Here is a 19,821-nt window from a genome sequence, read left to right as displayed (position 1 = left end):
TAGATATCCAATTATAATGGCTTTTTAGCTTTCATCACTCTTCTTCTTAACGTATCGTTTTCTGAAACTCTTTTCTACAAAATAGTTTTGATTACATTAATACAACATCGTATTGTTCTTGAATATAAAGCGGTTCAACTTTCACTTCGACGCGTTTACCCACAAAGATTTCAACTTCAGCTAAAGCGTGCGATTCATCATTAGTTAACGCGTTAGCTACGGCAGCTGAAGCATAAACTAAAAAATACTCCGAGTGATGCGCTTTATACACACGAACGATTTCACGCAAAATTTCGTTACAAATAGTTTCTACTGATTTGACCATGCCTCGTCCTTTGCAAGCAGGGCACTGTTCGCACAAAATATGCCCGATACTTTCGCGTGTTCGCTTGCGTGTCATTTCGACTAAACCTAAACTCGAAAATAAATTAACGGTAGTTCTTGCTCGATCTTTAGATAAAGAATCATGGAGTGATTGTAACACCCGTTCACGATGCAGGTCTTCTTGCATATCAATAAAATCAATAATAATAATGCCACCTAAATTACGTAAACGCAATTGGCGAGCAATCGCAATTGTTGCCTCAATATTGGTATTAAAAATCGTTTCTTCTAAATTTCGATGACCTACAAATGCGCCAGTATTGATATCAATGGTTGTCATAGCTTCAGTTTGATCAATAATCAAATACCCGCCAGATTTCAATTTGACTTTACGATCTAATGCTCTTTGGATCTCGTTTTCGGTATCATAAAGATCGAAAATGGGAATATTACCACGATAATGCGATAATTTACTGGTCACTTCAGGCATAAATTCTTGTGTGAATTCAATTAATAAATCATATGTTAACTTTGAATCCACCAAAATCCGTTCAATTGGCGCGCCAACAAAATCACGCAACACACGTTGTGATAATGCTAATTCACCATATATTAGATTTTTACTTACTGGGCGCGCCATACGCTGTTGAATTTTAGCCCAAAGTCGTTTTAGAAAATTGGCATCTTGTTCTAATTCATAGGCATTTGCGCCTTCTGCTGCGGTTCTAACAATAAATCCGCCTTCGTTAGTGACATATTGCTCGACAATACTTTTTAGCCTTTCGCGCTCTTGTTCGCTTTCTATGCGTTGTGAAGTGGCCACATGTGCAGAATTTGGCCCAGGCATTAATACTAAATAACGCGATGGTAAAGTTATATCGGTTGTCAGCCTAGCGCCTTTAGTGCCTAGAGGATCTTTAACTACTTGTACCATTAAATCTTGCCCTTGGCGGACAAGTTCAGAGATATCTTTTACTTGAAATTGTTCTTGTTCAGTATCAGATACACACTCAGTATGAGGCATAATATCTGATGCATGTAAAAAAGCCGCTTTTTCAAGTCCAATGTCCACAAAAGCCGCCTGCATTCCAGGTAATATACGGATTACTTTACCTTTATAGATGTTGCCAACAATACCTCGTCTAGATTCACGATCAACATGAATTTCTTGTAGTACGCCATCTTCAATATAAGCGACGCGAGTTTCAGACGGTGTTATATTCATTAATAATTCAACAGACATAAGATTCCTTTTTAATTGATAGCAAAGTTTCGTCTTATTAGCCGCAAAAATAGATAGATGACAATCCATAATAAGCCATCAATACAACTTGATAGCAAAATTAATGGTGATATCGTTATAGTATGATAGATACTGACTTGGAGTAAAAATACCAGTAAATTATAACATACTGATACCCCAAAAATAATAAACGATTGTTGCCACAAAGCTAAATTGCGTATCAATTGGAATTTAAAAACAAGTAAATAAGCAATACATGAATAAATAAAAGCATGGCTTCCCAAAATCGAGCCTGTGCATAGATCTATCAATGCTCCAAATACAAAAGCGGTTCCAATCCCAACTCGATGTGGAAGTGCAATTAACCAATAAGCAAAAATAAGGAGCAGCAAATGTGGTTTAAATATATTATATTCTGGTGACCACGGTATAATTTGCAAACATAAGCCAATAAATAACGTTATCCAAATAATCAATATTCGATTACGTTCCCTCATGTTTCACTCCTTGATTTTCCCCTAATAACAATAAATAACGTAAGCGTTTTAAATCAGCTGTTGGTGTTGCTGAAATAATAGGCGTTGAATCTGTAAGATCTAGTTTTACTGAGCTGACTATCGCAACAGGATAACCTTCAGGGAATCGTCCATCCAGCCCAGAAGTAACTAAAACATCACCTACTTTTATGTCCACGTTATTAGGCATAAATTCTAATATTAAATCATTATTACATCCGTTACCCACAGCGATCATACCAATATCATTTCTTTGTACCTGAACAGGTATTGCATGTTGATAATCGCACACTAAAATTGCACGGCTGGTTGATTGAGCCGTTTCATAAATTTGTCCAATAATGCCTTTTTCATCTACAACAGGCTGCCCAACATAAACACCATCTTGTTTGCCTTTATTGACAACAAATTGATAAACATAAGGATTGGTATCTGTAAGTAATACTTGCGCAGCCATCTTATGTTCATCATGCCTTAAAGGAGAGCCTAGCAATTCACGAAGTCTTGCATTTTCATGTTTTAAATGGTTAAGTAATAATAGATCATTCTTTTGTTGTAATAAGGTTTCATGCAATTTTGCATTTTCATCTATTAAGGCTTCTCGCGTTTTAGACATTTCATAAAGCGAATCAAACGACGACTTTGGTGCATCTGAAACATAATATAAGGGCGAAATAATGGTATCTAAATAGTAGCGAATCTCTTTAAATGGGCGATAATTGATATCTAATACAATTAGGATCAATGCAAGCGCCAGAGAAGTAAATAATTGTACACTGAGAGGCGAACGTTTAGAAAAAAGTAATTTCATTGTTCAGTACTTACCTGTTTTATACTTGAGATCTACTTATGTTAAGAAATGGTTCCGCCGACAATGTCGGCGGTAGAAAATATGAGTTGTTTACTGACTAATTATTTCATTAACATGAAGATAATTAACAATTACTCTTCACTAAAGAGATCTCCACCATGCATGTCTACCATATCTAATGCTCTGCCGCCCCCTCTAGCAACACATGTTAGTGGATCTTCTGCTACAACAACATGAATACCAGTTTCTGCTGATAATAATTTATCGATGTTACGCAATAAAGCACCTCCACCGGTTAAAACCATGCCATGTTCTGAAATGTCAGAAGCAAGCTCAGGAGGACACTGCTCTAATGCAACTTTAACGGCACTTACAATACCACTTAATGGTTCTTGTAATGCCTCTAAAATTTCATTAGAGTTTAAAGTAAAGCTACGTGGTACACCTTCAGCAAGGTTACGTCCACGTACTTCAATTTCAAGTACTTCATCACCAGGGTAGGCACTACCTATAAAATGTTTGATTTTTTCGGCAGTAGCTTCACCAATTAATGCACCATAATTACGGCGAACATAGTTAATAATCGCCTCATCAAATCGGTCGCCACCGATGCGTGCCGATGCCGAATAAACCACACCATTTAATGAAATGACTGCTACTTCAGTAGTTCCACCACCAATATCAACGACCATTGAACCTGTTGGTGCAGAGACTGGTAAATCTGCACCAATAGCCGCAGCCATTGGCTCTTCAATTAAATATACTTCACGGGCCCCCGCACCTAGTGCTGACTCACGAATTGCACGGCGCTCAACTTGTGTCGCGCCGACAGGAACACAAACAAGGACTCGTGGGCTTGGTCTTAAAAAACTATGGCTATGTACTTGGCGAATAAAATACTGCAACATTTTTTCAGTGACTGAAAAATCGGCAATAACACCATCTTTCATTGGTCTTATAGCTGCAATATTACCAGGCGTTCGCCCTAACATCTGTTTCGCAGCTTGTCCAACAGCGGCAACGCTTTTCGGTGTGCCTGTGCGATGATCTTGGCGTATCGCTACCACTGAAGGTTCGTTTAATACAATGCCTTGCCCTTTTACATAAATAAGTGTGTTTGCTGTACCTAAATCGATGGATAAATCATTTGAAAACAAGCCGCGAACTTTTTTGAACATAATAAAAACTCTTCCTAGAATGAATCTTGTTTAAGTATATTTTCGTGTTTAAAAGCAAACCATGGAATCAAAAAATATCTATTTTCAGCTTTATCCAAGCTAAATAGAGTGCCATTTAATTCTTCTAAACCACGGCTAACCCCAATAATAACTAACGTTGGCTATTGTATCGCAATTATAAAATAATACCTAGAAAATAGTATAACATGTGTTTGTAAAGGAGATATATAATGACAAATTCTGTTTTACAGTGTATTCTTCCGCGTTAATGTTGAGTTACAACCTTGTTATTGGCGAAAGACTCTTTTTGTCAATGGCGAGGATGCAGTAAAAATAATTGTTACTTATATCAAATAAACACGGTGTAATTCATGGATATACGCAAAATTAAAAAATTAATTGAATTAGTTGAAGAGTCAGGTATTTCTGAACTTGAAATTTCTGAAGGTGAAGAGTCGGTTCGAATTAGTCGTTCTGCTCCTACCACAAACTATTCGGCGCCAGTACAAAATATTCAAATTCCTCAACCAGCTCCTGTCGTTGTGGCTCCAACAGTTCAAGCCGAAGTTGTAACAGATGCTGTTGCAACTGATGGTACAACAATTAAATCCCCTATGGTTGGAACTTTTTATCGTACACCAAGTCCAGAATCAAAAGCTTTTGTTGAAGTTGGTCAAACAGTAAATGTTGGTGATGTGCTTTGCATCGTCGAAGCGATGAAAATGATGAACCAGATTGAATCAGAAAAAGCTGGTACAATAAAAGCCATCTTGGTTGAAAATGGTCAACCAGTTGAATTTGATCAGCCACTATTCATTATTGAATAATCTGAATTTATTATTGACTATACGATTAAGAGATTGAATATGCTTGATAAAATTCTTATTGCGAACCGTGGAGAAATAGCTCTACGTATATTACGAGCATGTAAAGAACTTGGAATTAAAACTGTCGCTGTTCATTCGACGGCAGATAAAGATTTAAAACATGTATTACTAGCAGATGAAACAGTCTGTATTGGTTCAGCTGCTTCAGCAAAAAGCTATCTTAATGTTCCCGCATTAATTTCAGCTGCAGAAGTCACTTGCGCAGCAGCTATCCATCCTGGATATGGTTTTTTATCTGAGAATGCAGATTTTGCTGAACAAGTTGAACGTTCAGGCTTTATTTTTATTGGTCCAAAACCTGATACTATTCGCCTAATGGGGGATAAAGTCTCTGCAATTCATGCGATGAAAAAAGCTGGTGTACCTTGTGTTCCTGGTTCAGATGGTCCGTTAGGTGGCGATATTGAAACCAATAAACAAATCGCTAAACAAATCGGCTATCCTGTTATTATTAAAGCCTCTGGTGGAGGCGGTGGTCGTGGTATGCGTATTGTTCGTGAAGAGAAGGATCTTGAACAATCAATTAATATGACCAAGCTAGAAGCCAAAACAGCGTTTAATAATGATATGGTTTACATGGAAAAATTTTTAGAAAATCCACGCCATATCGAAATCCAAGTTCTTTCTGATGGCCAAGGCCATGCCGTTTATTTAGGTGAGCGTGATTGCTCAATGCAAAGACGCCATCAAAAGGTTGTGGAAGAAGCCCCTGCGCTTGGTATTACCCCTAAAATGCGTCAATTTATTGGTGAGCGTTGCGTTAATGCATGTATTGAGATCGGTTACCGTGGTGCTGGTACATTTGAATTCTTGTTTGAGAATGGCGAATTTTATTTCATTGAAATGAACACCCGTATTCAAGTAGAACATCCTGTTACTGAAATGGTAACCGGCGTTGACTTAATCAGAGAGCAAATTTCAATCGCCGCAGGCAATCCTCTATCAATTAAACAAAGTGATATTGAAATTAAAGGCCACGCAATTGAATGCCGAATTAATGCCGAGGATCCAAAAACGTTTATGCCTTCACCAGGGAAAATTACCCGTTTTCATGCTCCTGGCGGTTTTGGTATTCGTTGGGAATCGCATATTTATGCTGGTTATACTGTTCCTCCTTATTATGATTCAATGATTGGTAAATTAATTGCTTATGGTGAAACCCGTGAAGTTGCTATTGCCCGTATGAAAAATGCATTAGCTGAACTGGTTATTGATGGCATTAAAACCAATATTGATCTTCATATTGATATTATGAATGATAAAGGTTTCCAAAAAGGCGGCACAAACATTCATTATTTAGAAAAGAAATTAGGCATTTATGAGTAACAAAATAATCCCTATTTATTAGGGATTATTTCTATATAAAAGAATCAATAAGGTATGGGTAAAAATAAATGAAAAATTGGAAAAGAAGTGCTGAAGAAATTTTAACATTAGGTCCTGTTATTCCCGTTATTGTTATTGAGCGTTTAGAAGATGCGGTACCACTAGCTAAAGCGCTAATTGCTGGCGGAGTAAAAGTACTTGAAGTTACATTAAGAACTGCTTGTGCAATTGATGCAATAAAGAAAATTATTCAAGAAGTGCCTGAAGCGGTGGTTGGTGCAGGAACAGTAACAAGTGTTGCGCAACTAAAACAGGTTACCGAAGCTGGCGTTCAATTTGTGATAACACCAGGTATTACTGATGCTATTTTAAAAGCGGCGGTTGAAGGTTCAGTACCTGTTATTCCTGGTATTGCAACTATTTCTGAGTTGTTAACTGCACAAGAATATGGTCTCACTGCATTAAAATTTTTCCCTGCTGAAGTCAATGGTGGTGTTGCTGCATTAAAAGCTTTTGCTGGTCCCTGCGGATATATGAAATTTTGCCCAACAGGAGGAGTAAATCCGAAAAACTACCGTGATTATCTTGCTCTTGATAATGTGCTTTGCGTGGGCGGTACTTGGTTTATTCCAACTGATGCAATTGCAAAAGGTGATTTTGCTAAAATTACCGAGATGGCTAAACAAGCCGTTGCTGATGCACAATAATGATTGATTCCGCCGATAAAATATCGGCGACTACTCAAAACCTAACCTTCTAACTCTTATTAGCTTCTTAGTCCACGACCACTTTCAATAAGCTTCCATGCAATTACATAAAGCACAGTAACAAACAAAATTAGCATCGAGAAGGTAATTGATAACGATACGTCTGTCACTCCTAAAAATCCATAACGAAAACCGTTAATCATATAAACTATTGGGTTAACTTTGGATATCCATTGCCAAAAGGTTGGCAACATAGTAATCGAATAAAAAACGCCACCAAGGTATGTTAATGGTGTTAATACGAATGTAGGAATAATGCTTATATCGTCAAAAGTTTTGGCAAACACGGCATTTAATAAACCGGCTAATGAAAACAAAATTGAAGTTAATAGTAATGTGCAAACAACAAATAACCAAGAATGCACCTCATAACGAACAAAAAATAGTGACACTATAGTAACTAAAATACCAGTTAAAATACCTCGCATCACACCCCCTCCCACATATCCCAAAATAAGAATATGTGTTGGCACAGGTGCTACCAATAATTCTTCAATGTTACGTTGAAATTTAGCACTAAAAAACGATGAGCAAACATTAGTATAAGAATTGGTAATTACTGACATCATTATCAATCCAGGTACAATAAATGCCATATAGCTAAAGCCCCCCATATCACCAACTCGAGAGCCAATTAAATTTCCAAAAATAATAAAATAAAGTGACATCGTAATAACTGGGGGGATGAGTGTTTGGATCCAAATTCTCAAAAAACGCGTCACTTCTTTACGCCAAATACTTTTTAAGGCAATCCAATATAAATTATTCATCAATGCTACCTTTTTGTTTTGTATCATTATGTAACAGATCAACAAATAGCTCTTCTAAACGATTCGCTTTATTTCGTACGCTGATCACTTTAATATTTTGCTGATTGAGTTGCTCAAACAATTGGTTTAATCCAAGTTGTTTATCGACTTTCACTTCTAACATGCCCATCTCAATATCAGAATAATTATAGCCATGTAATTCAATCGGCTTAGAGGTTGGCACGTAATCAATAATAATTGTTTCAGATTGGCTTTTTGCCAGTAGATCGCGCATTGACGAGTTTGCTATCAATTGGCCTCGTTGAATAATACCAATATTACGGCATAGCATTTCAGCTTCTTCTAAATAATGAGTAGTTAAAATAATTGTGATACCTTGACGATTGATAACGCGCAAAAAATCCCACATAGAGCGACGTAGTTCAATATCAACGCCTGCGGTTGGTTCATCAAGAATCAACAATTTGGGTTCATGCACAAGCGCTCTTGCTATCATTAATCGTCTTTTCATACCGCCTGATAACATATTGGCTCGGCTATGGCGTTTATCCCATAAATCTAAAATTCGTAAATATTTTTCAGCGTGCTCTAATGCAAGTTTTCGGGGTAATCCATAATAACCACCTTGATTAGTGACTATTTGTAGAACTTCTTCAAATGGATTAAAGTTAAACTCTTGTGGTACAAGCCCTAATTGCCTTTTGGCGTTTACTATGTCGTTATCTAAGTCGTAACCAAAAATTTTCACTTTTCCCGATGTTTTAGTTACTAATGAACTGATAATACCGATGGTTGTCGATTTACCAGCACCATTTGGTCCTAATAAGGCATAAAAATCACCCGCCTGTACAGTTAAATCGATACCTTTTAATGCTTCTATACCATTTTTGTAAACTTTTTTCAGCGAGATTAACTCAAGTGCAGGAGTTGATGGCATAAATATGTCCTAAATGAATCAATTACTATTTAAGTGATATAATATCATGTTAAATGAATCGACAATATAATCAATTTATTGTAAAGAACGGTTTAATTTTATTTATACCAAAGAAATAAATTATCATTTCGATATTATGGTGCATATTATTGAATGTGGTCACTAACACAGTGAATTCAATTGTGTCTGTATATCTAATTATTGCTTAAGGAATAAGTGTTATGTTTAAAATTGGCTTAATTTCAGTATCTGACAGAGCTTCAAGAGGTGTTTACCAAGATGAAGGTATTCCATCATTAATATCATGGTTGCAAAGAACACTAAAAACGCCTTTTATTACCGAAAATTATATTATTCCTGATGAGCAAACTATCATCGAACAAACATTATGCGAGCTGGTTGATAATTTACATTGCCATTTAATTTTAACTACGGGTGGAACTGGCCCTGCCATGAGAGATGTAACGCCTGATGCAACATTAGCGATCGCCGATCGGGTGATGCCTGGTTATGGTGAGCAAATGCGGCAAATCAGTTTACATTTTGTGCCAACTGCGATTTTATCTAGGCAAGTTGGTGTTATTCGTAAAAAATGCTTAATTATAAACCTACCAGGCAGACCAAAATCAATCAAAGAAACGCTTGAGGGGGTTAAAGATAATCAAGGCAATGTCATTATTAACGGTATATTTGCTAGTATCCCCTATTGTATACAACTATTAGACGGGCCTTATATCGAAACCCATGATCATATAGTCAAGTCTTTTCGCCCTAAAGATGCAATTCAGTCAAATCTTTAATTTTATGCAAATTTAACGCATAATTATGTATATGATAATTATGCGTTAGATGTATAATTTATCAATATAAATAACGGTTATTAATACTATCTAAAAAATCGTGGAGTAAGCTAGCGTGAATAGTACGCAGTTTTATTCTCGGTATTATAACTGCATGTATTAGTAGAAAAAGTAACAAGTAAAGAAACAAGGAACATTATGAAATCAACCGATCTCACTAAGACATTTAAAGAGATGCTTCGCCAAGAGAAGTTTAGTTCGCAAGTAGAAATCGTCCAAGCGTTGCAAGAACAAGGTTTTGATAATATCAATCAATCCAAAGTCTCACGCATGCTTACCAAATTTGGCGCAGTGAGAACTCGTAATGCAAAATCCGAAATGGTTTATTGTTTGCCTGCAGAAATGAGTGTACCAACAACTAGTAGTCCATTAAAAAATTTAGTCCTTGATATTGATTTCAATAGTTCAATGGTGGTCATAAAAACCAGTCCAGGCGCTGCTCAACTAATTGCTCGTTTGCTAGATTCTATCGGTAAATCAGAGGGGATTTTGGGCTCAATTGCTGGCGATGATACAATTTTTAGTACACCAACCAAAGAATATACTGTAAAAAAATTGTACCAAACCATTATTGAACTATTTGAGCGAGAATTATAGCGCTTTTAATTTCGTTATATTCAGGTCGAATAAATTTTAAAGTTTAACCTATTGACACAATTAATAAAATCGTTAATGCTATACAACGCTGATTTCGTAACAGAAGTTGCAAAAACGAAGAGGCGCATTACTCAGGTAAATCATTTTAGGAACTGGAGCCACTAATAAATGATTGAGGGGATGTAATGCCGAGGTTTGATTGCCAATCCAGAAGCAATCAAATCGACTGCAAGGGCTGAATCCCTTGGGTTGTCACCTTAACAGGTGGAGCGCTTCACGGTTTGTGCTTTTTAATTGTAAATAGGACATTCCCGCTCTAACTCTGTTAAAAATAAAAATTTTTAATATGAGGAATTCATGGAAACATCATTTGTAATTGCTAAATTTGGCGGTACTAGTGTTGCCGATTATTCAGCAATGGTAAATAGTGCCAATATTGTAATCGCTAATCCCAACGTAAAAGTTGTTGTATTATCGGCTTCTGCTGGCGTGACAAATTTACTAGTTGCATTAGCTGAAGGACGTGACGCTGAGGTGCGCACTCAACATATTGCTAAAATTCAATCAATCCAATACGGCATCTTAGAACAATTGCCAGAAAACCCTAAACTACGAAGCGAAATCGACCAAATCATTGCTAACATAGCTTCTTTGTCTGAGGCAGCTAGTTTAGCAACTTCACCGGCATTAACAGATGAGCTTGTAAGTCATGGCGAAATTATGTCATCAAAACTGTTTGTCGAAATATTAAAAGAAAAGCAAACAAATGCTATGTGGTTTGATGTACGTAAAGTGATGCGCACCGATGATAAATTTGGTAAAGCCACGCCTAAAATTGAGGATATTAAACAGCTTTGTTGTGCTCATTTAAAATCACTAAATAATAGCAGTGTTATTGTGACACAAGGTTTTATTGGTAGTGAAAGCTCTGGTAAAACCACTACGTTAGGTCGTGGTGGAAGCGATTATACAGCAGCTTTATTAGGTGAAGCATTAAATGCAAGTCAAATTGATATTTGGACAGATGTTGCAGGGATTTATACCAACGATCCTCGTATTACCCCTGCCGCTAAGCGCATTGATGAGATATCGTTTGCTGAAGCCACAGAAATGGCAACATTTGGCGCAAAAGTGCTACACCCAGCAACACTGGTTCCAGCCGTACGTAGTAATATTCCTGTTTTTGTCGGTTCCAGTAAAGCTCCGCAAGAAGGGGGAACTATTGTTTACAACACTAATAGCATTACATCTAAATTGCCTGTATTTAGAGCGTTGGCGTTACGTCGCAAACAAACTTTGCTGACGCTAACTAGCCTAAATATGCTTCATGCACAAGGCTTTCTAGCAAATGTGTTTACAATATTAGCTAAACATAATATTTCGGTTGATTTAGTGACAACATCTGAAGTAAGTATCGCATTAACTATTGATACCACAGGTACTAATACCAACGGTAGCAGTTTGTTAACGAAAGAACTATTTGATGAACTGTCAACTGTTTGCCATGTAACAGTTGAAGAAGACTTGGCTTTAATTGCTATTATTGGAAATAATTTAACTTCAACACAAGGTATAGCCAAAGAAGTTTTTGGTGTACTAGATGATTTCATTATTAGACTTTGCTGTTATGGAGCAAGTACCCACAATCTTTGCCTTTTGGCAAAAAGCAATGATGCAGAAGCAATTATTAAAATTCTGCATAAAACAATTTTTGAACAGTAATATTAAAAGGGAGATTTAATCTCCTTTTTACTTATTCATAATTATTTTCTTGTCTTAATATATAACCTATGTTAAAAATAAGACCAAAATGCCATCAATTTTAATTATAACGAATTATATACAGATAAATTATTAATGAATTAGTAATGTTTTATCTACTGCACTCATATATAGGTAATTTTTTAGGTTAATCATCTATTGTTAAATTGATTGACATTAGTTATTAATCTATTTTGAATATTGTTTTTTACTTTTAATTAATTGATTAAAGCTATTACATTAAATATCAACACCTGTTAGATTTTTTATTTAATCTGAGTAAACTAAAACTAAGTTCAATAACAAAAGGAAATTATCATGGGTATTATAAGTTGGATAATTCTAGGATTAATTGCCGGCTGGATTGCGAAGTTTTTTATGCCCTTAGGAAGTGTAGGGGTGATAAAAACGATTTTATTAGGCATTGCGGGAGCCTTAGTAGGTGGATATATTAGCACCTTCTTTGGTTGGGGGAGTGTGACAGGATTTAACTTCCCTAGTTTGTTAATTTCAGTGCTTGGGGCGATTGTGGTTATTTTTATTTATCGCCATTTAAAACAATAGTTGTTTTTATGCTAAATTGGCGGGAAACCGCCAATTTAGATAATCCTATAATTTAAACTATCAGACGCTTTCTCCCTCTTATTCTAATGTCGAATAACTTGAAAAGAAATTTAACACTTCTAAATAGAAACAACAGCCGTTGTTAATTCCACTTTTATAGATTAACTATTTTAGCCTTTGTTTGAAATAATAACTAAATAATGCGCGTAAGGATTATTTTTTATCACCTAATTTAGGCTATCATTAATCAGTCTTCATTTTAATTGTCATTTTTATTAAATAAATCTTTTAACGTATATTTGAATTAATTGGGTGATGAATAACTTAAATATGCATGTTTGCTTACACGATTCAAATAAGTCTTCTAATCACATAAAAAAAGATTTACCATAATATTTTTCAGGTTATGGAAATAGATTCATTGATCCTTTAGTGTATTTTTCAATAAATGAACATGCTCAGTGTAACTAATTAATGATTTATTTAAGGGTAAAAATTGCTTACTATTTTAAATTTGTCTATTTTTCCTTACAAAGTTCATAATAAGTAATTTCGCCATATCTCGATTTTTGTTATATTATTTAACAAAATCCATTAAATTTAACTTGTAGATTATAATGTTAAAAATATTCAACACATTAACTAGAGAAAAAGAAACCTTTCAACCAATTACTCCAAATAAAGTCGGGCTCTATGTCTGTGGCGTCACTATTTATGATCTTTGTCATATTGGTCATGGACGCACGTTTGTGGCATTCGATGTTATCACTCGATATTTACGTTTTTTAGGTTATGATTTAACTTATGTGCGTAATATTACTGATGTTGATGACAAGATTATTAAACGTGCGCTCGAAAACGGCGAAACCTGTGATCAACTTACTAATCGAATGCTACAAGAAATGTATGCAGATTTTGATGCACTTAATATAAAACGCCCTGATTTTGAACCTCGTGCGACGCATCATATGCCACAAATCATTCAATTAGTTGAAGAATTAATTTTAAAAAATCATGCTTATATTGCCGATAACGGCGATGTTATGTTTTCGGTAGACAGTGATCCAAATTATGGTATTTTATCTCGTCAAAATTTAGAACAGCTTCAAGCAGGAGCCCGAGTTGATGTGGTGGATGTTAAACGTAATCCAATGGATTTTGTATTATGGAAGATGTCAAAACCTAACGAACCAAGTTGGGACTCACCATGGGGAAAAGGTCGTCCTGGTTGGCATATTGAATGTTCTGCGATGAACAGTTACCAATTAGGCAATCATTTTGATATTCATGGTGGTGGTTCTGATTTAATGTTCCCACATCATGAAAATGAAATTGCCCAATCAACTTGCGCACACGATGGGCAATACGTCAATTATTGGATGCATTCAGGCATGGTCATGATAGACCAAGAAAAAATGTCAAAATCACTCAATAACTTTTTCACTATTCGTGATGTATTAGCGCATTATGATGCCGAAACAGTACGTTATTTTTTACTATCTGGTCATTATCGAAGCCAATTAAACTATAGTGAAGAAAATCTAAAACAAGCAAGAGTAGCGCTAGAGCGGCTATATACTGCATTACGAGACACCGATCCTGCTCATTCGCGCACAACACCTGATAGTAACTATTACCGCCAATTTTGTGACGCAATGAATGATGATTTTAATACACCTGAAGCTTATTCAACTCTTTTTGACCTGGCTCGCGAAATCAATAAAGCTAAAGCAGATAATAATATGCCACTCGCTAATGAATTAGCTGCTGAATTACGTTATTTATCATCAGTGCTGGGGCTATTGGAACAAGATCCTGTAAAGTTTTTACAAGGTGATAATAAAGAGGATGCTGATAGTGCATTAATTGAAGCATTAATTAAACAACGCAACGAAGCAAGAGCGAGCAAGAATTGGGTGCAAGCAGATGAAGCTCGAGACAAATTAAATGCGATGAATATCGTTCTTGAAGATGGTGCAAATGGTACTACTTGGCGCAAAAAAAATTAATCGGCTAATTTTTGGTTATTACAATCAGCCATTCTTAAAAAAAACGCCCACTTATTAGTGGGTTTTTTTATCAGTTATCACAACTTTTTATCTATCGACGTTAAAATGCCGCGTAAAATATTTAACTCTTGTTGTTCAATACGCGCTCGAGTAAATAATCGACGTAAACGTCCCATAATTTGCCCTGGATGATTGGCATTGATAAAACCTGTCTGTAATAAAGTTTGTTCTAAATGCTGGTAAAAACGCTCTATATCAGCATCTACCGGAAACTCTGAGTTTATATTACCGTTGCTTTTTAATTCAGAACGCTGCTCGTCAAGATTTAGCATTGACATGCGAATTTCGTAGCACAAAACTTGTACTGACATTGCCAAATTTAGAGAACTATAATCAGGATTAGCAGGAATTTCGACATGGTAATGGCACTTTTGCAATTCTTCATTGGTTAAACCAACTCGCTCACGCCCAAACACTAAAGCAACTTTAGAACGAGTATTGGTCGTTTCTTGAATAATTTTATCACTACACTCTTTCGGTGTTAAATGAGGCCATTGTAAACTACGAGAACGTGCACTAGTGCCAATTACTAAAGTACAATCGGCAATTGCTTGCTCAAGCGATGCAAAGAGTTGTGCATTTTTAATAATATCACTAGCTCCTGCCGCTAACGAAATCGATTGAGAATCAGGTTTGATGATTGGGTTGACTAAACAAAGGTTAGTTAATCCCATTGTTTTCATTGCTCTTGCCGCAGAACCCATGTTGCCTGTATGCGATGTTTCGACTAAAACAATTTTTACATTATCTAAATAATTCACATCATCCTCATTAAAATATTAATCAATCATAACTAAAAAATGCATAAAATAAGTATATACTAAAATGGCATTAAGGTGCAGAATATAGGTGATTACTGATACGATTAGATATTAATAAAATTGTTTTCCATTATAAAAATAATAAAAAAAACAACATGTGATTAACTGCTATTAATAGTAAATTAGCATAAAATGTAAAATTGAATTTTTTAGACAACAATCACAAAATAGGATTAATAATAAAGATTATATTGACGAGCCAAATATAATTTGGCACTGTATAATCATGAAAATGGCTCAAATCAATAACGGCATTAACCATCGTCTGAAAAAACAAGGAGATTAATTATGGCGTTAAATATTACCAGTAAACAAATGGATATTACTCCTGCTATGCGTAGCTATTTAGAAGAAAAATATACTAAATTGGACAAATGGCGAGCACAATTAATAAATCCTCATTTTATTTTATGCAAAGAGCCAGACGGCTTTGTCGTTGATGCAACCATTATCACAAAAGGCACACCATTAGTGGCGTCAGCTAAACATATTGATATGTATGCAGCGATTAATGACCTTATTGAAAAGCTTGAAAAACAGCTTAATAAACTGCAACATAAAGGTGAAGCACGTCGAGCGACAAGCAGTATAAAAGATACTGTATTAGAAGAAATTTGATTTATTTTTTCGATGCAATAAAAAGGCACTTCGATAGTGCCTTTATTTTTTTGCTTGTTATAATACAACCTATCTTTTTTTAATATCATTATAAAAATGACTACAAATCCTTTGTTACCTTTACGCGATAAAATTAATGAACTTGATAAGATGTTGTTAGAGCTTATTGCTAAACGGCGTAATCTTTCAACACAAGTTATTCACACAAAAATTGGAGCAAATATTCCTGTTCGCGATATGGAGCGTGAGCGTTCACTTATTATTTCATTAATTAATCAAGGGAAAAACTATCATCTTGATGATGTGTTTATTAAACGTTTATATCAATTAATTATTGAAGACTCAGTCCTATTACAACAAAAAATTTTACAAGAAAAACTGAATGACGATATTATCGCCACAGCCAAAGTTGCTTTTTTAGGACCTAAGGGTTCTTATTCACATTCAGCAACACGCCGTTATGCAAGTGCTCACTTAGATCAGATGATCGAATCTAGTTGTACTTCATTCAAAGATGTATTTGAGCAGGTTGAAAGGGGCGAAGTCGACTATGGAATTTTGCCGATAGAAAATTCTAGCTCTGGTTCAATTAACGAAGTTTATGACTTATTACAAAAAACCAACTTGCATATTATTGGCGAGCTTTCATTACCTATTGATCATTGTGTGCTTGCCATGCCGAATTCGCAATTAGCGCAAATCGACACTATTTATAGCCACCCACAACCTTTCCAGCAATGTAGTAATTTCTTAGAAAGTCACCCTCATTGGAAGATTGTATATTGTGATAGCACTTCATCAGCAATGGAAACCGTTGCTAAATTGAATAAGCCGAATGTTGCTGCAATGGGGAATAAGGATGGTGGCGAATTATATGGATTACAAGTTCTTAAACATAACTTTGCTAATCAAAAAGAGAACATAACGCGTTTTATCGTGCTTGCAAGACAACCAATTGCGGTTTCAGATCAAATTCCTGCTAAAACCACTATTTTAATGAAAACAGGCCAACAAGCTGGTGCTTTAGTTGATGCGTTATTAGTATTACGCAATCATAATATCATCATGACTAAGCTTGAATCTCGTCCAATTCATGGTACACCATGGGAAGAAATGTTTTATATTGATTTACATGGCAACATTCATTCTTATGAAATGCAAACAGCGCTTAAAGAGCTAGCTTCAATGACACTATATACCAAAGTGCTCGGATGCTATCCAAGTGATTCTATTGTTTCTATAATGTAACCATTATGACAATGCAACATTTTTCACAAGCGGTACTTAACTGGTATGAGAAGTATGGTAGAAAATCATTGCCATGGCAACTCGAAAAAAGCGCCTATCATGTTTGGTTATCAGAAGTGATGTTGCAACAAACACAAGTTGCAACGGTGATTCCTTACTTTAACCGATTTATTGAGCAATTTCCTAAGATAACAGACCTAGCACAAGCACCACTTGATGATGTATTACATCTTTGGACTGGACTGGGTTACTATGCAAGAGCGCGCAATTTACATAAGGCAGCACAAACAATTGCGGAAAAATTTAATGGCTCATTTCCAACACAATTTGATGATGTGGTGGCGCTGCCTGGTGTGGGGCGTTCAACTGCTGGCGCTATTTTATCTCTTTCGCAAAATCAGCATTATCCCATTTTAGATGGCAATGTAAAACGTGTGCTCACTCGATATTTTGCTGTTGAAGGCTGGCCAGGTATTAAAAAGATTGAAAATAAGCTCTGGGAATTAAGCAAGCGAGTGACACCTAAGCAAGATGTTGCAAAGTTTAATCAAGCCATGATGGATATAGGTGCAACGGTTTGTACTCGCAGTAAACCTAAGTGCACTTTATGCCCTTTGCATGGTAACTGCTTAGCTTATAAGACAGAAAGTTGGCAACAATACCCAACCAAAAAAACTAAAAGTACCATTCCTGCAAAGACAGCCTATTTTTTAATGCTGGAATATAATAATACGATTTGGCTTGAAAAAAGACCTCCGTCTGGCATATGGGGAGGATTATACTGTTTGCCTCAGTTTGCAAGCCAACAAGCATTAACTGACTGGTTAAAAAAACAAGGTATTGAAACCACAAAACCCAAGCAACTTATTGCATTTCGCCATACATTTAGCCACTTTCACTTAGATATTGTTCCAATTTATTGTGTAATTACTAAACATACAAAATGTTGGGAACAACCTTGCGGTTATTGGTATAACCTAAAATCCGACAATGCAAAAATAGGGCTTGCAACACCTGTTTATAACTTATTAAAACAAACGTCTTGTTAACGTTTGTTTATCAATACTCATGCTATTTTTAGGATATAATCACTGATTATTTTTAATTCTATTTAATTATGCAAAACAAACAACATCAAGGCTTATCTGGCTACTTAGTCTTTTTAATGGCATTTGCTATTGGTATTACAATTGCTAACAATTATTACGCTCAACCGCTATTACATTCAATTACAAATAATCTACATATAAAAGTAGAACATGCTGGAGCAATCATTATGGCTGCACAATTTAGTTATGCCATAGGCTTGCTATTTATTACACCACTTGGTGATAAGGTAGAGCGTAAGCGGTTAATTATTATTTTAATGATATTATCCACTTGTGGACTTATGGTAAGCGCATTATCTCAAAATATATGGATGCTTATCATCGGTACCGCAATGACAGGTTTATTTTCAACGGTTGCTCAAGTCTTAATACCTTTTGCGGCAACACTCTCAAGGCCAGATCATCGAGGTAAAGTTGTTGGTACTTTAATGAGCGGTATGTTACTAGGTATTTTATTGGGAAGAACTTTTGCTGGCGCTATATCCTCAATTGCGGATTGGCATGGTGTATATTGGATTGCAACAGGTGTTATGATTATTGTGACACTATTGCTTTCGATTTCACTACCAAAATATAGTAATACCATTAATATTAATTATTTTCAACTTTTATGCTCAATTGGTTCATTATATAAACAAGAACCGATATTAAGAATTCGCTCATTATTAGCTATTATCTCATTTTCGCTATTTTCATTATTATGGACACCACTTGCCTTTTTGTTAACTAATGCACCATATCACTATTCTGATTTTATGATTGGTTTATTTGGATTAGCGGGAGCTGCAGGAGCGATGGGATCGCCAATAGTTGGAAAACTGTCAGACAAAGGCAAAGGTTATATTGCAACAACCATTGGATTAAGCTTATTACTATTGTCTTGGCTACCACTTTCATTCGCTCAATATTCCATTACTGCTTTAATTCTAGGTGTGGTTTTATTAGATTTTGCTGTACAAGTTACCCATGTTTCTAATATGAATGCTATTTATCAAATCAGACCAGAAGCACGTAGCCGAATGAACACGGGTTATATGGTATGTTATTTTATTGGCGGAATGTTAGGCTCTGTTGGATCGACTTATTTGTTTAGTCATTACGGATGGAAAGCGATAATTATTGCAAGTACTTCCTTGGCAATATTAGGCATTACTAGTTGGTTTTTTTATATTAAAACTCATCAAAAATCTTAAAGTTATTAACAAACGTAAATGATTTATTATCTGTGTTAGCCCCGAGGGTTAATATTTAATTCATATAAAAATCATGTGGCTTATTTTAATGTTTTATATTCAATGGGTGTTATGTTTAATACTTTGTAAAAGATATCCAGAAGTCTATAGCGGTTAATCATAAAAATGGCTTGTTACATAACATCGATGTTGCGAATAATAAAAAACATGGCTGATTTGCTTT

At 35.5% G+C, this 19,821-nt stretch carries 19 protein-coding genes and 1 riboswitch; of the genes, 12 read left to right on the top strand and 7 right to left on the bottom strand.

Annotated features, from left to right (window positions below):
- Positions 1-91: 91 nt before the first annotated feature.
- The 4 genes from rng to A9G45_RS07680 all read right to left on the bottom strand — a co-directional run bounded on the left by rng (position 92) and on the right by A9G45_RS07680 (position 4,071).
- A complete protein-coding gene (rng, locus tag A9G45_RS07695) occupies positions 92-1,567 on the bottom strand; it encodes a ribonuclease G (RefSeq protein ID WP_065567739.1) in 1,476 nt (491 codons plus the stop codon).
- A gap of 11 nt (positions 1,568-1,578) precedes the next feature.
- Positions 1,579-2,064: a rod shape-determining protein MreD gene (gene mreD / locus A9G45_RS07690; protein ID WP_065567738.1), complete on the bottom strand. Its 486-nt coding sequence runs from the start codon at positions 2,062-2,064 to the stop codon at positions 1,579-1,581.
- On the bottom strand, positions 2,051-2,893 hold the full coding sequence (gene mreC / locus A9G45_RS07685; protein ID WP_065567737.1) for a rod shape-determining protein MreC: 843 nt from the start codon (positions 2,891-2,893) through the stop codon (positions 2,051-2,053). Before mreC ends, mreD begins: the two co-directional genes overlap by 14 nt.
- Before the next feature lie 131 nt (positions 2,894-3,024).
- Positions 3,025-4,071, bottom strand: coding sequence for a rod shape-determining protein (locus A9G45_RS07680; RefSeq protein ID WP_065567736.1), 1,047 nt, complete (start codon positions 4,069-4,071; stop codon positions 3,025-3,027).
- A 371-nt stretch (positions 4,072-4,442) separates the two neighbouring features.
- Here A9G45_RS07680 and accB point away from each other — a divergent pair, with 371 nt between their 5' ends.
- The 3 genes from accB to A9G45_RS07665 all read left to right on the top strand — a co-directional run bounded on the left by accB (position 4,443) and on the right by A9G45_RS07665 (position 6,991).
- A complete protein-coding gene (gene accB / locus A9G45_RS07675) occupies positions 4,443-4,898 on the top strand; it encodes an acetyl-CoA carboxylase biotin carboxyl carrier protein (protein ID WP_065567735.1) in 456 nt (151 codons plus the stop codon).
- 39 nt (positions 4,899-4,937) lie between these two features.
- Complete coding sequence (accC, locus tag A9G45_RS07670) at positions 4,938-6,284, top strand: acetyl-CoA carboxylase biotin carboxylase subunit (RefSeq protein ID WP_065567734.1); 1,347 nt, start codon at positions 4,938-4,940, stop codon at positions 6,282-6,284.
- A gap of 68 nt (positions 6,285-6,352) precedes the next feature.
- Positions 6,353-6,991, top strand: a complete 639-nt coding sequence (locus A9G45_RS07665; protein WP_065567733.1) for a bifunctional 4-hydroxy-2-oxoglutarate aldolase/2-dehydro-3-deoxy-phosphogluconate aldolase — start codon at positions 6,353-6,355, stop codon at positions 6,989-6,991.
- A 59-nt stretch (positions 6,992-7,050) separates the two neighbouring features.
- Here the strand turns inward: A9G45_RS07665 and A9G45_RS07660 are convergent, their stop codons facing one another.
- Entirely contained in the window at positions 7,051-7,821 is a 771-nt protein-coding gene (locus tag A9G45_RS07660; protein ID WP_065567732.1) for an ABC transporter permease, read from the bottom strand.
- Positions 7,814-8,758 carry an ABC transporter ATP-binding protein gene (locus A9G45_RS07655; RefSeq protein WP_065567731.1) on the bottom strand — a complete coding sequence of 315 codons (945 nt, stop codon included), beginning with the start codon at positions 8,756-8,758 and terminating at the stop codon, positions 7,814-7,816. The genes A9G45_RS07660 and A9G45_RS07655 overlap by 8 nt, the downstream gene beginning before the upstream one ends.
- 221 nt (positions 8,759-8,979) lie before the next feature.
- Between A9G45_RS07655 and mog the strand changes: the two genes are divergently transcribed.
- From mog to cysS, 5 genes are all read left to right on the top strand, one after another.
- Complete coding sequence (gene mog / locus A9G45_RS07650) at positions 8,980-9,558, top strand: molybdopterin adenylyltransferase (protein ID WP_065567730.1); 579 nt, start codon at positions 8,980-8,982, stop codon at positions 9,556-9,558.
- 198 nt (positions 9,559-9,756) lie between these two features.
- Positions 9,757-10,215 carry a transcriptional regulator ArgR gene (argR, locus tag A9G45_RS07645; RefSeq protein WP_065567729.1) on the top strand — a complete coding sequence of 153 codons (459 nt, stop codon included), beginning with the start codon at positions 9,757-9,759 and terminating at the stop codon, positions 10,213-10,215.
- A 109-nt stretch (positions 10,216-10,324) separates the two neighbouring features.
- Positions 10,325-10,498, top strand: a riboswitch (Lysine riboswitch).
- A 74-nt stretch (positions 10,499-10,572) separates the two neighbouring features.
- Entirely contained in the window at positions 10,573-11,937 is a 1,365-nt protein-coding gene (lysC, locus tag A9G45_RS07640; RefSeq protein WP_065567728.1) for a lysine-sensitive aspartokinase 3, read from the top strand.
- Positions 11,938-12,294: 357 nt separating this feature from the next.
- On the top strand, positions 12,295-12,540 hold the full coding sequence (locus A9G45_RS07635; RefSeq protein ID WP_065567727.1) for a GlsB/YeaQ/YmgE family stress response membrane protein: 246 nt from the start codon (positions 12,295-12,297) through the stop codon (positions 12,538-12,540).
- Between the two features lie 617 nt (positions 12,541-13,157).
- Positions 13,158-14,549, top strand: a complete 1,392-nt coding sequence (gene cysS / locus A9G45_RS07630; protein ID WP_065567726.1) for a cysteine--tRNA ligase — start codon at positions 13,158-13,160, stop codon at positions 14,547-14,549.
- 77 nt (positions 14,550-14,626) lie between these two features.
- Here cysS and trmJ read toward each other — a convergent pair whose 3' ends face one another.
- On the bottom strand, positions 14,627-15,313 hold the full coding sequence (gene trmJ, locus A9G45_RS07625; RefSeq protein ID WP_065567783.1) for a tRNA (cytosine(32)/uridine(32)-2'-O)-methyltransferase TrmJ: 687 nt from the start codon (positions 15,311-15,313) through the stop codon (positions 14,627-14,629).
- Between the two features lie 405 nt (positions 15,314-15,718).
- On the opposite strand from trmJ, the gene raiA reads away from it, so the two are divergent.
- The 4 genes from raiA to A9G45_RS07605 all read left to right on the top strand — a co-directional run bounded on the left by raiA (position 15,719) and on the right by A9G45_RS07605 (position 19,598).
- Positions 15,719-16,048, top strand: coding sequence for a ribosome-associated translation inhibitor RaiA (gene raiA, locus A9G45_RS07620; RefSeq protein WP_065567725.1), 330 nt, complete (start codon positions 15,719-15,721; stop codon positions 16,046-16,048).
- Between the two features lie 96 nt (positions 16,049-16,144).
- Positions 16,145-17,296: a bifunctional chorismate mutase/prephenate dehydratase gene (pheA, locus tag A9G45_RS07615; protein WP_065567724.1), complete on the top strand. Its 1,152-nt coding sequence runs from the start codon at positions 16,145-16,147 to the stop codon at positions 17,294-17,296.
- 5 nt (positions 17,297-17,301) lie between these two features.
- Positions 17,302-18,345: an A/G-specific adenine glycosylase gene (gene mutY, locus A9G45_RS07610; protein WP_065567723.1), complete on the top strand. Its 1,044-nt coding sequence runs from the start codon at positions 17,302-17,304 to the stop codon at positions 18,343-18,345.
- Positions 18,346-18,413: 68 nt separating this feature from the next.
- Positions 18,414-19,598, top strand: a complete 1,185-nt coding sequence (locus A9G45_RS07605; protein WP_065567722.1) for an MFS transporter — start codon at positions 18,414-18,416, stop codon at positions 19,596-19,598.
- Positions 19,599-19,821: the final 223 nt, after the last annotated feature.

The sequence above is a fragment of the Gilliamella sp. HK2 genome (assembly GCF_001690265.1).
GTDB lineage: Bacteria > Pseudomonadota > Gammaproteobacteria > Enterobacterales > Orbaceae > Gilliamella > Gilliamella apicola_C.
Note: the sequence above shows the minus strand (reverse complement) of the source record. Positions and strands in the feature narration are given on the sequence as shown.

Coding starts and splice junctions, on each gene's coding strand:
- rng (WP_065567739.1), bottom strand. CDS start 1,567: ATGTCTGTTGAATTATTAATGAATATAACACCGTCTGAAACTCGCGTC.
- mreD (WP_065567738.1), bottom strand. CDS start 2,064: ATGAGGGAACGTAATCGAATATTGATTATTTGGATAACGTTATTTATT.
- mreC (WP_065567737.1), bottom strand. CDS start 2,893: ATGAAATTACTTTTTTCTAAACGTTCGCCTCTCAGTGTACAATTATTT.
- A9G45_RS07680 (WP_065567736.1), bottom strand. CDS start 4,071: ATGTTCAAAAAAGTTCGCGGCTTGTTTTCAAATGATTTATCCATCGAT.
- accB (WP_065567735.1), top strand. CDS start 4,443: ATGGATATACGCAAAATTAAAAAATTAATTGAATTAGTTGAAGAGTCA.
- accC (WP_065567734.1), top strand. CDS start 4,938: ATGCTTGATAAAATTCTTATTGCGAACCGTGGAGAAATAGCTCTACGT.
- A9G45_RS07665 (WP_065567733.1), top strand. CDS start 6,353: ATGAAAAATTGGAAAAGAAGTGCTGAAGAAATTTTAACATTAGGTCCT.
- A9G45_RS07660 (WP_065567732.1), bottom strand. CDS start 7,821: ATGAATAATTTATATTGGATTGCCTTAAAAAGTATTTGGCGTAAAGAA.
- A9G45_RS07655 (WP_065567731.1), bottom strand. CDS start 8,758: ATGCCATCAACTCCTGCACTTGAGTTAATCTCGCTGAAAAAAGTTTAC.
- mog (WP_065567730.1), top strand. CDS start 8,980: ATGTTTAAAATTGGCTTAATTTCAGTATCTGACAGAGCTTCAAGAGGT.
- argR (WP_065567729.1), top strand. CDS start 9,757: ATGAAATCAACCGATCTCACTAAGACATTTAAAGAGATGCTTCGCCAA.
- lysC (WP_065567728.1), top strand. CDS start 10,573: ATGGAAACATCATTTGTAATTGCTAAATTTGGCGGTACTAGTGTTGCC.
- A9G45_RS07635 (WP_065567727.1), top strand. CDS start 12,295: ATGGGTATTATAAGTTGGATAATTCTAGGATTAATTGCCGGCTGGATT.
- cysS (WP_065567726.1), top strand. CDS start 13,158: ATGTTAAAAATATTCAACACATTAACTAGAGAAAAAGAAACCTTTCAA.
- trmJ (WP_065567783.1), bottom strand. CDS start 15,313: ATGGGTTCTGCGGCAAGAGCAATGAAAACAATGGGATTAACTAACCTT.
- raiA (WP_065567725.1), top strand. CDS start 15,719: ATGGCGTTAAATATTACCAGTAAACAAATGGATATTACTCCTGCTATG.
- pheA (WP_065567724.1), top strand. CDS start 16,145: ATGACTACAAATCCTTTGTTACCTTTACGCGATAAAATTAATGAACTT.
- mutY (WP_065567723.1), top strand. CDS start 17,302: ATGACAATGCAACATTTTTCACAAGCGGTACTTAACTGGTATGAGAAG.
- A9G45_RS07605 (WP_065567722.1), top strand. CDS start 18,414: ATGCAAAACAAACAACATCAAGGCTTATCTGGCTACTTAGTCTTTTTA.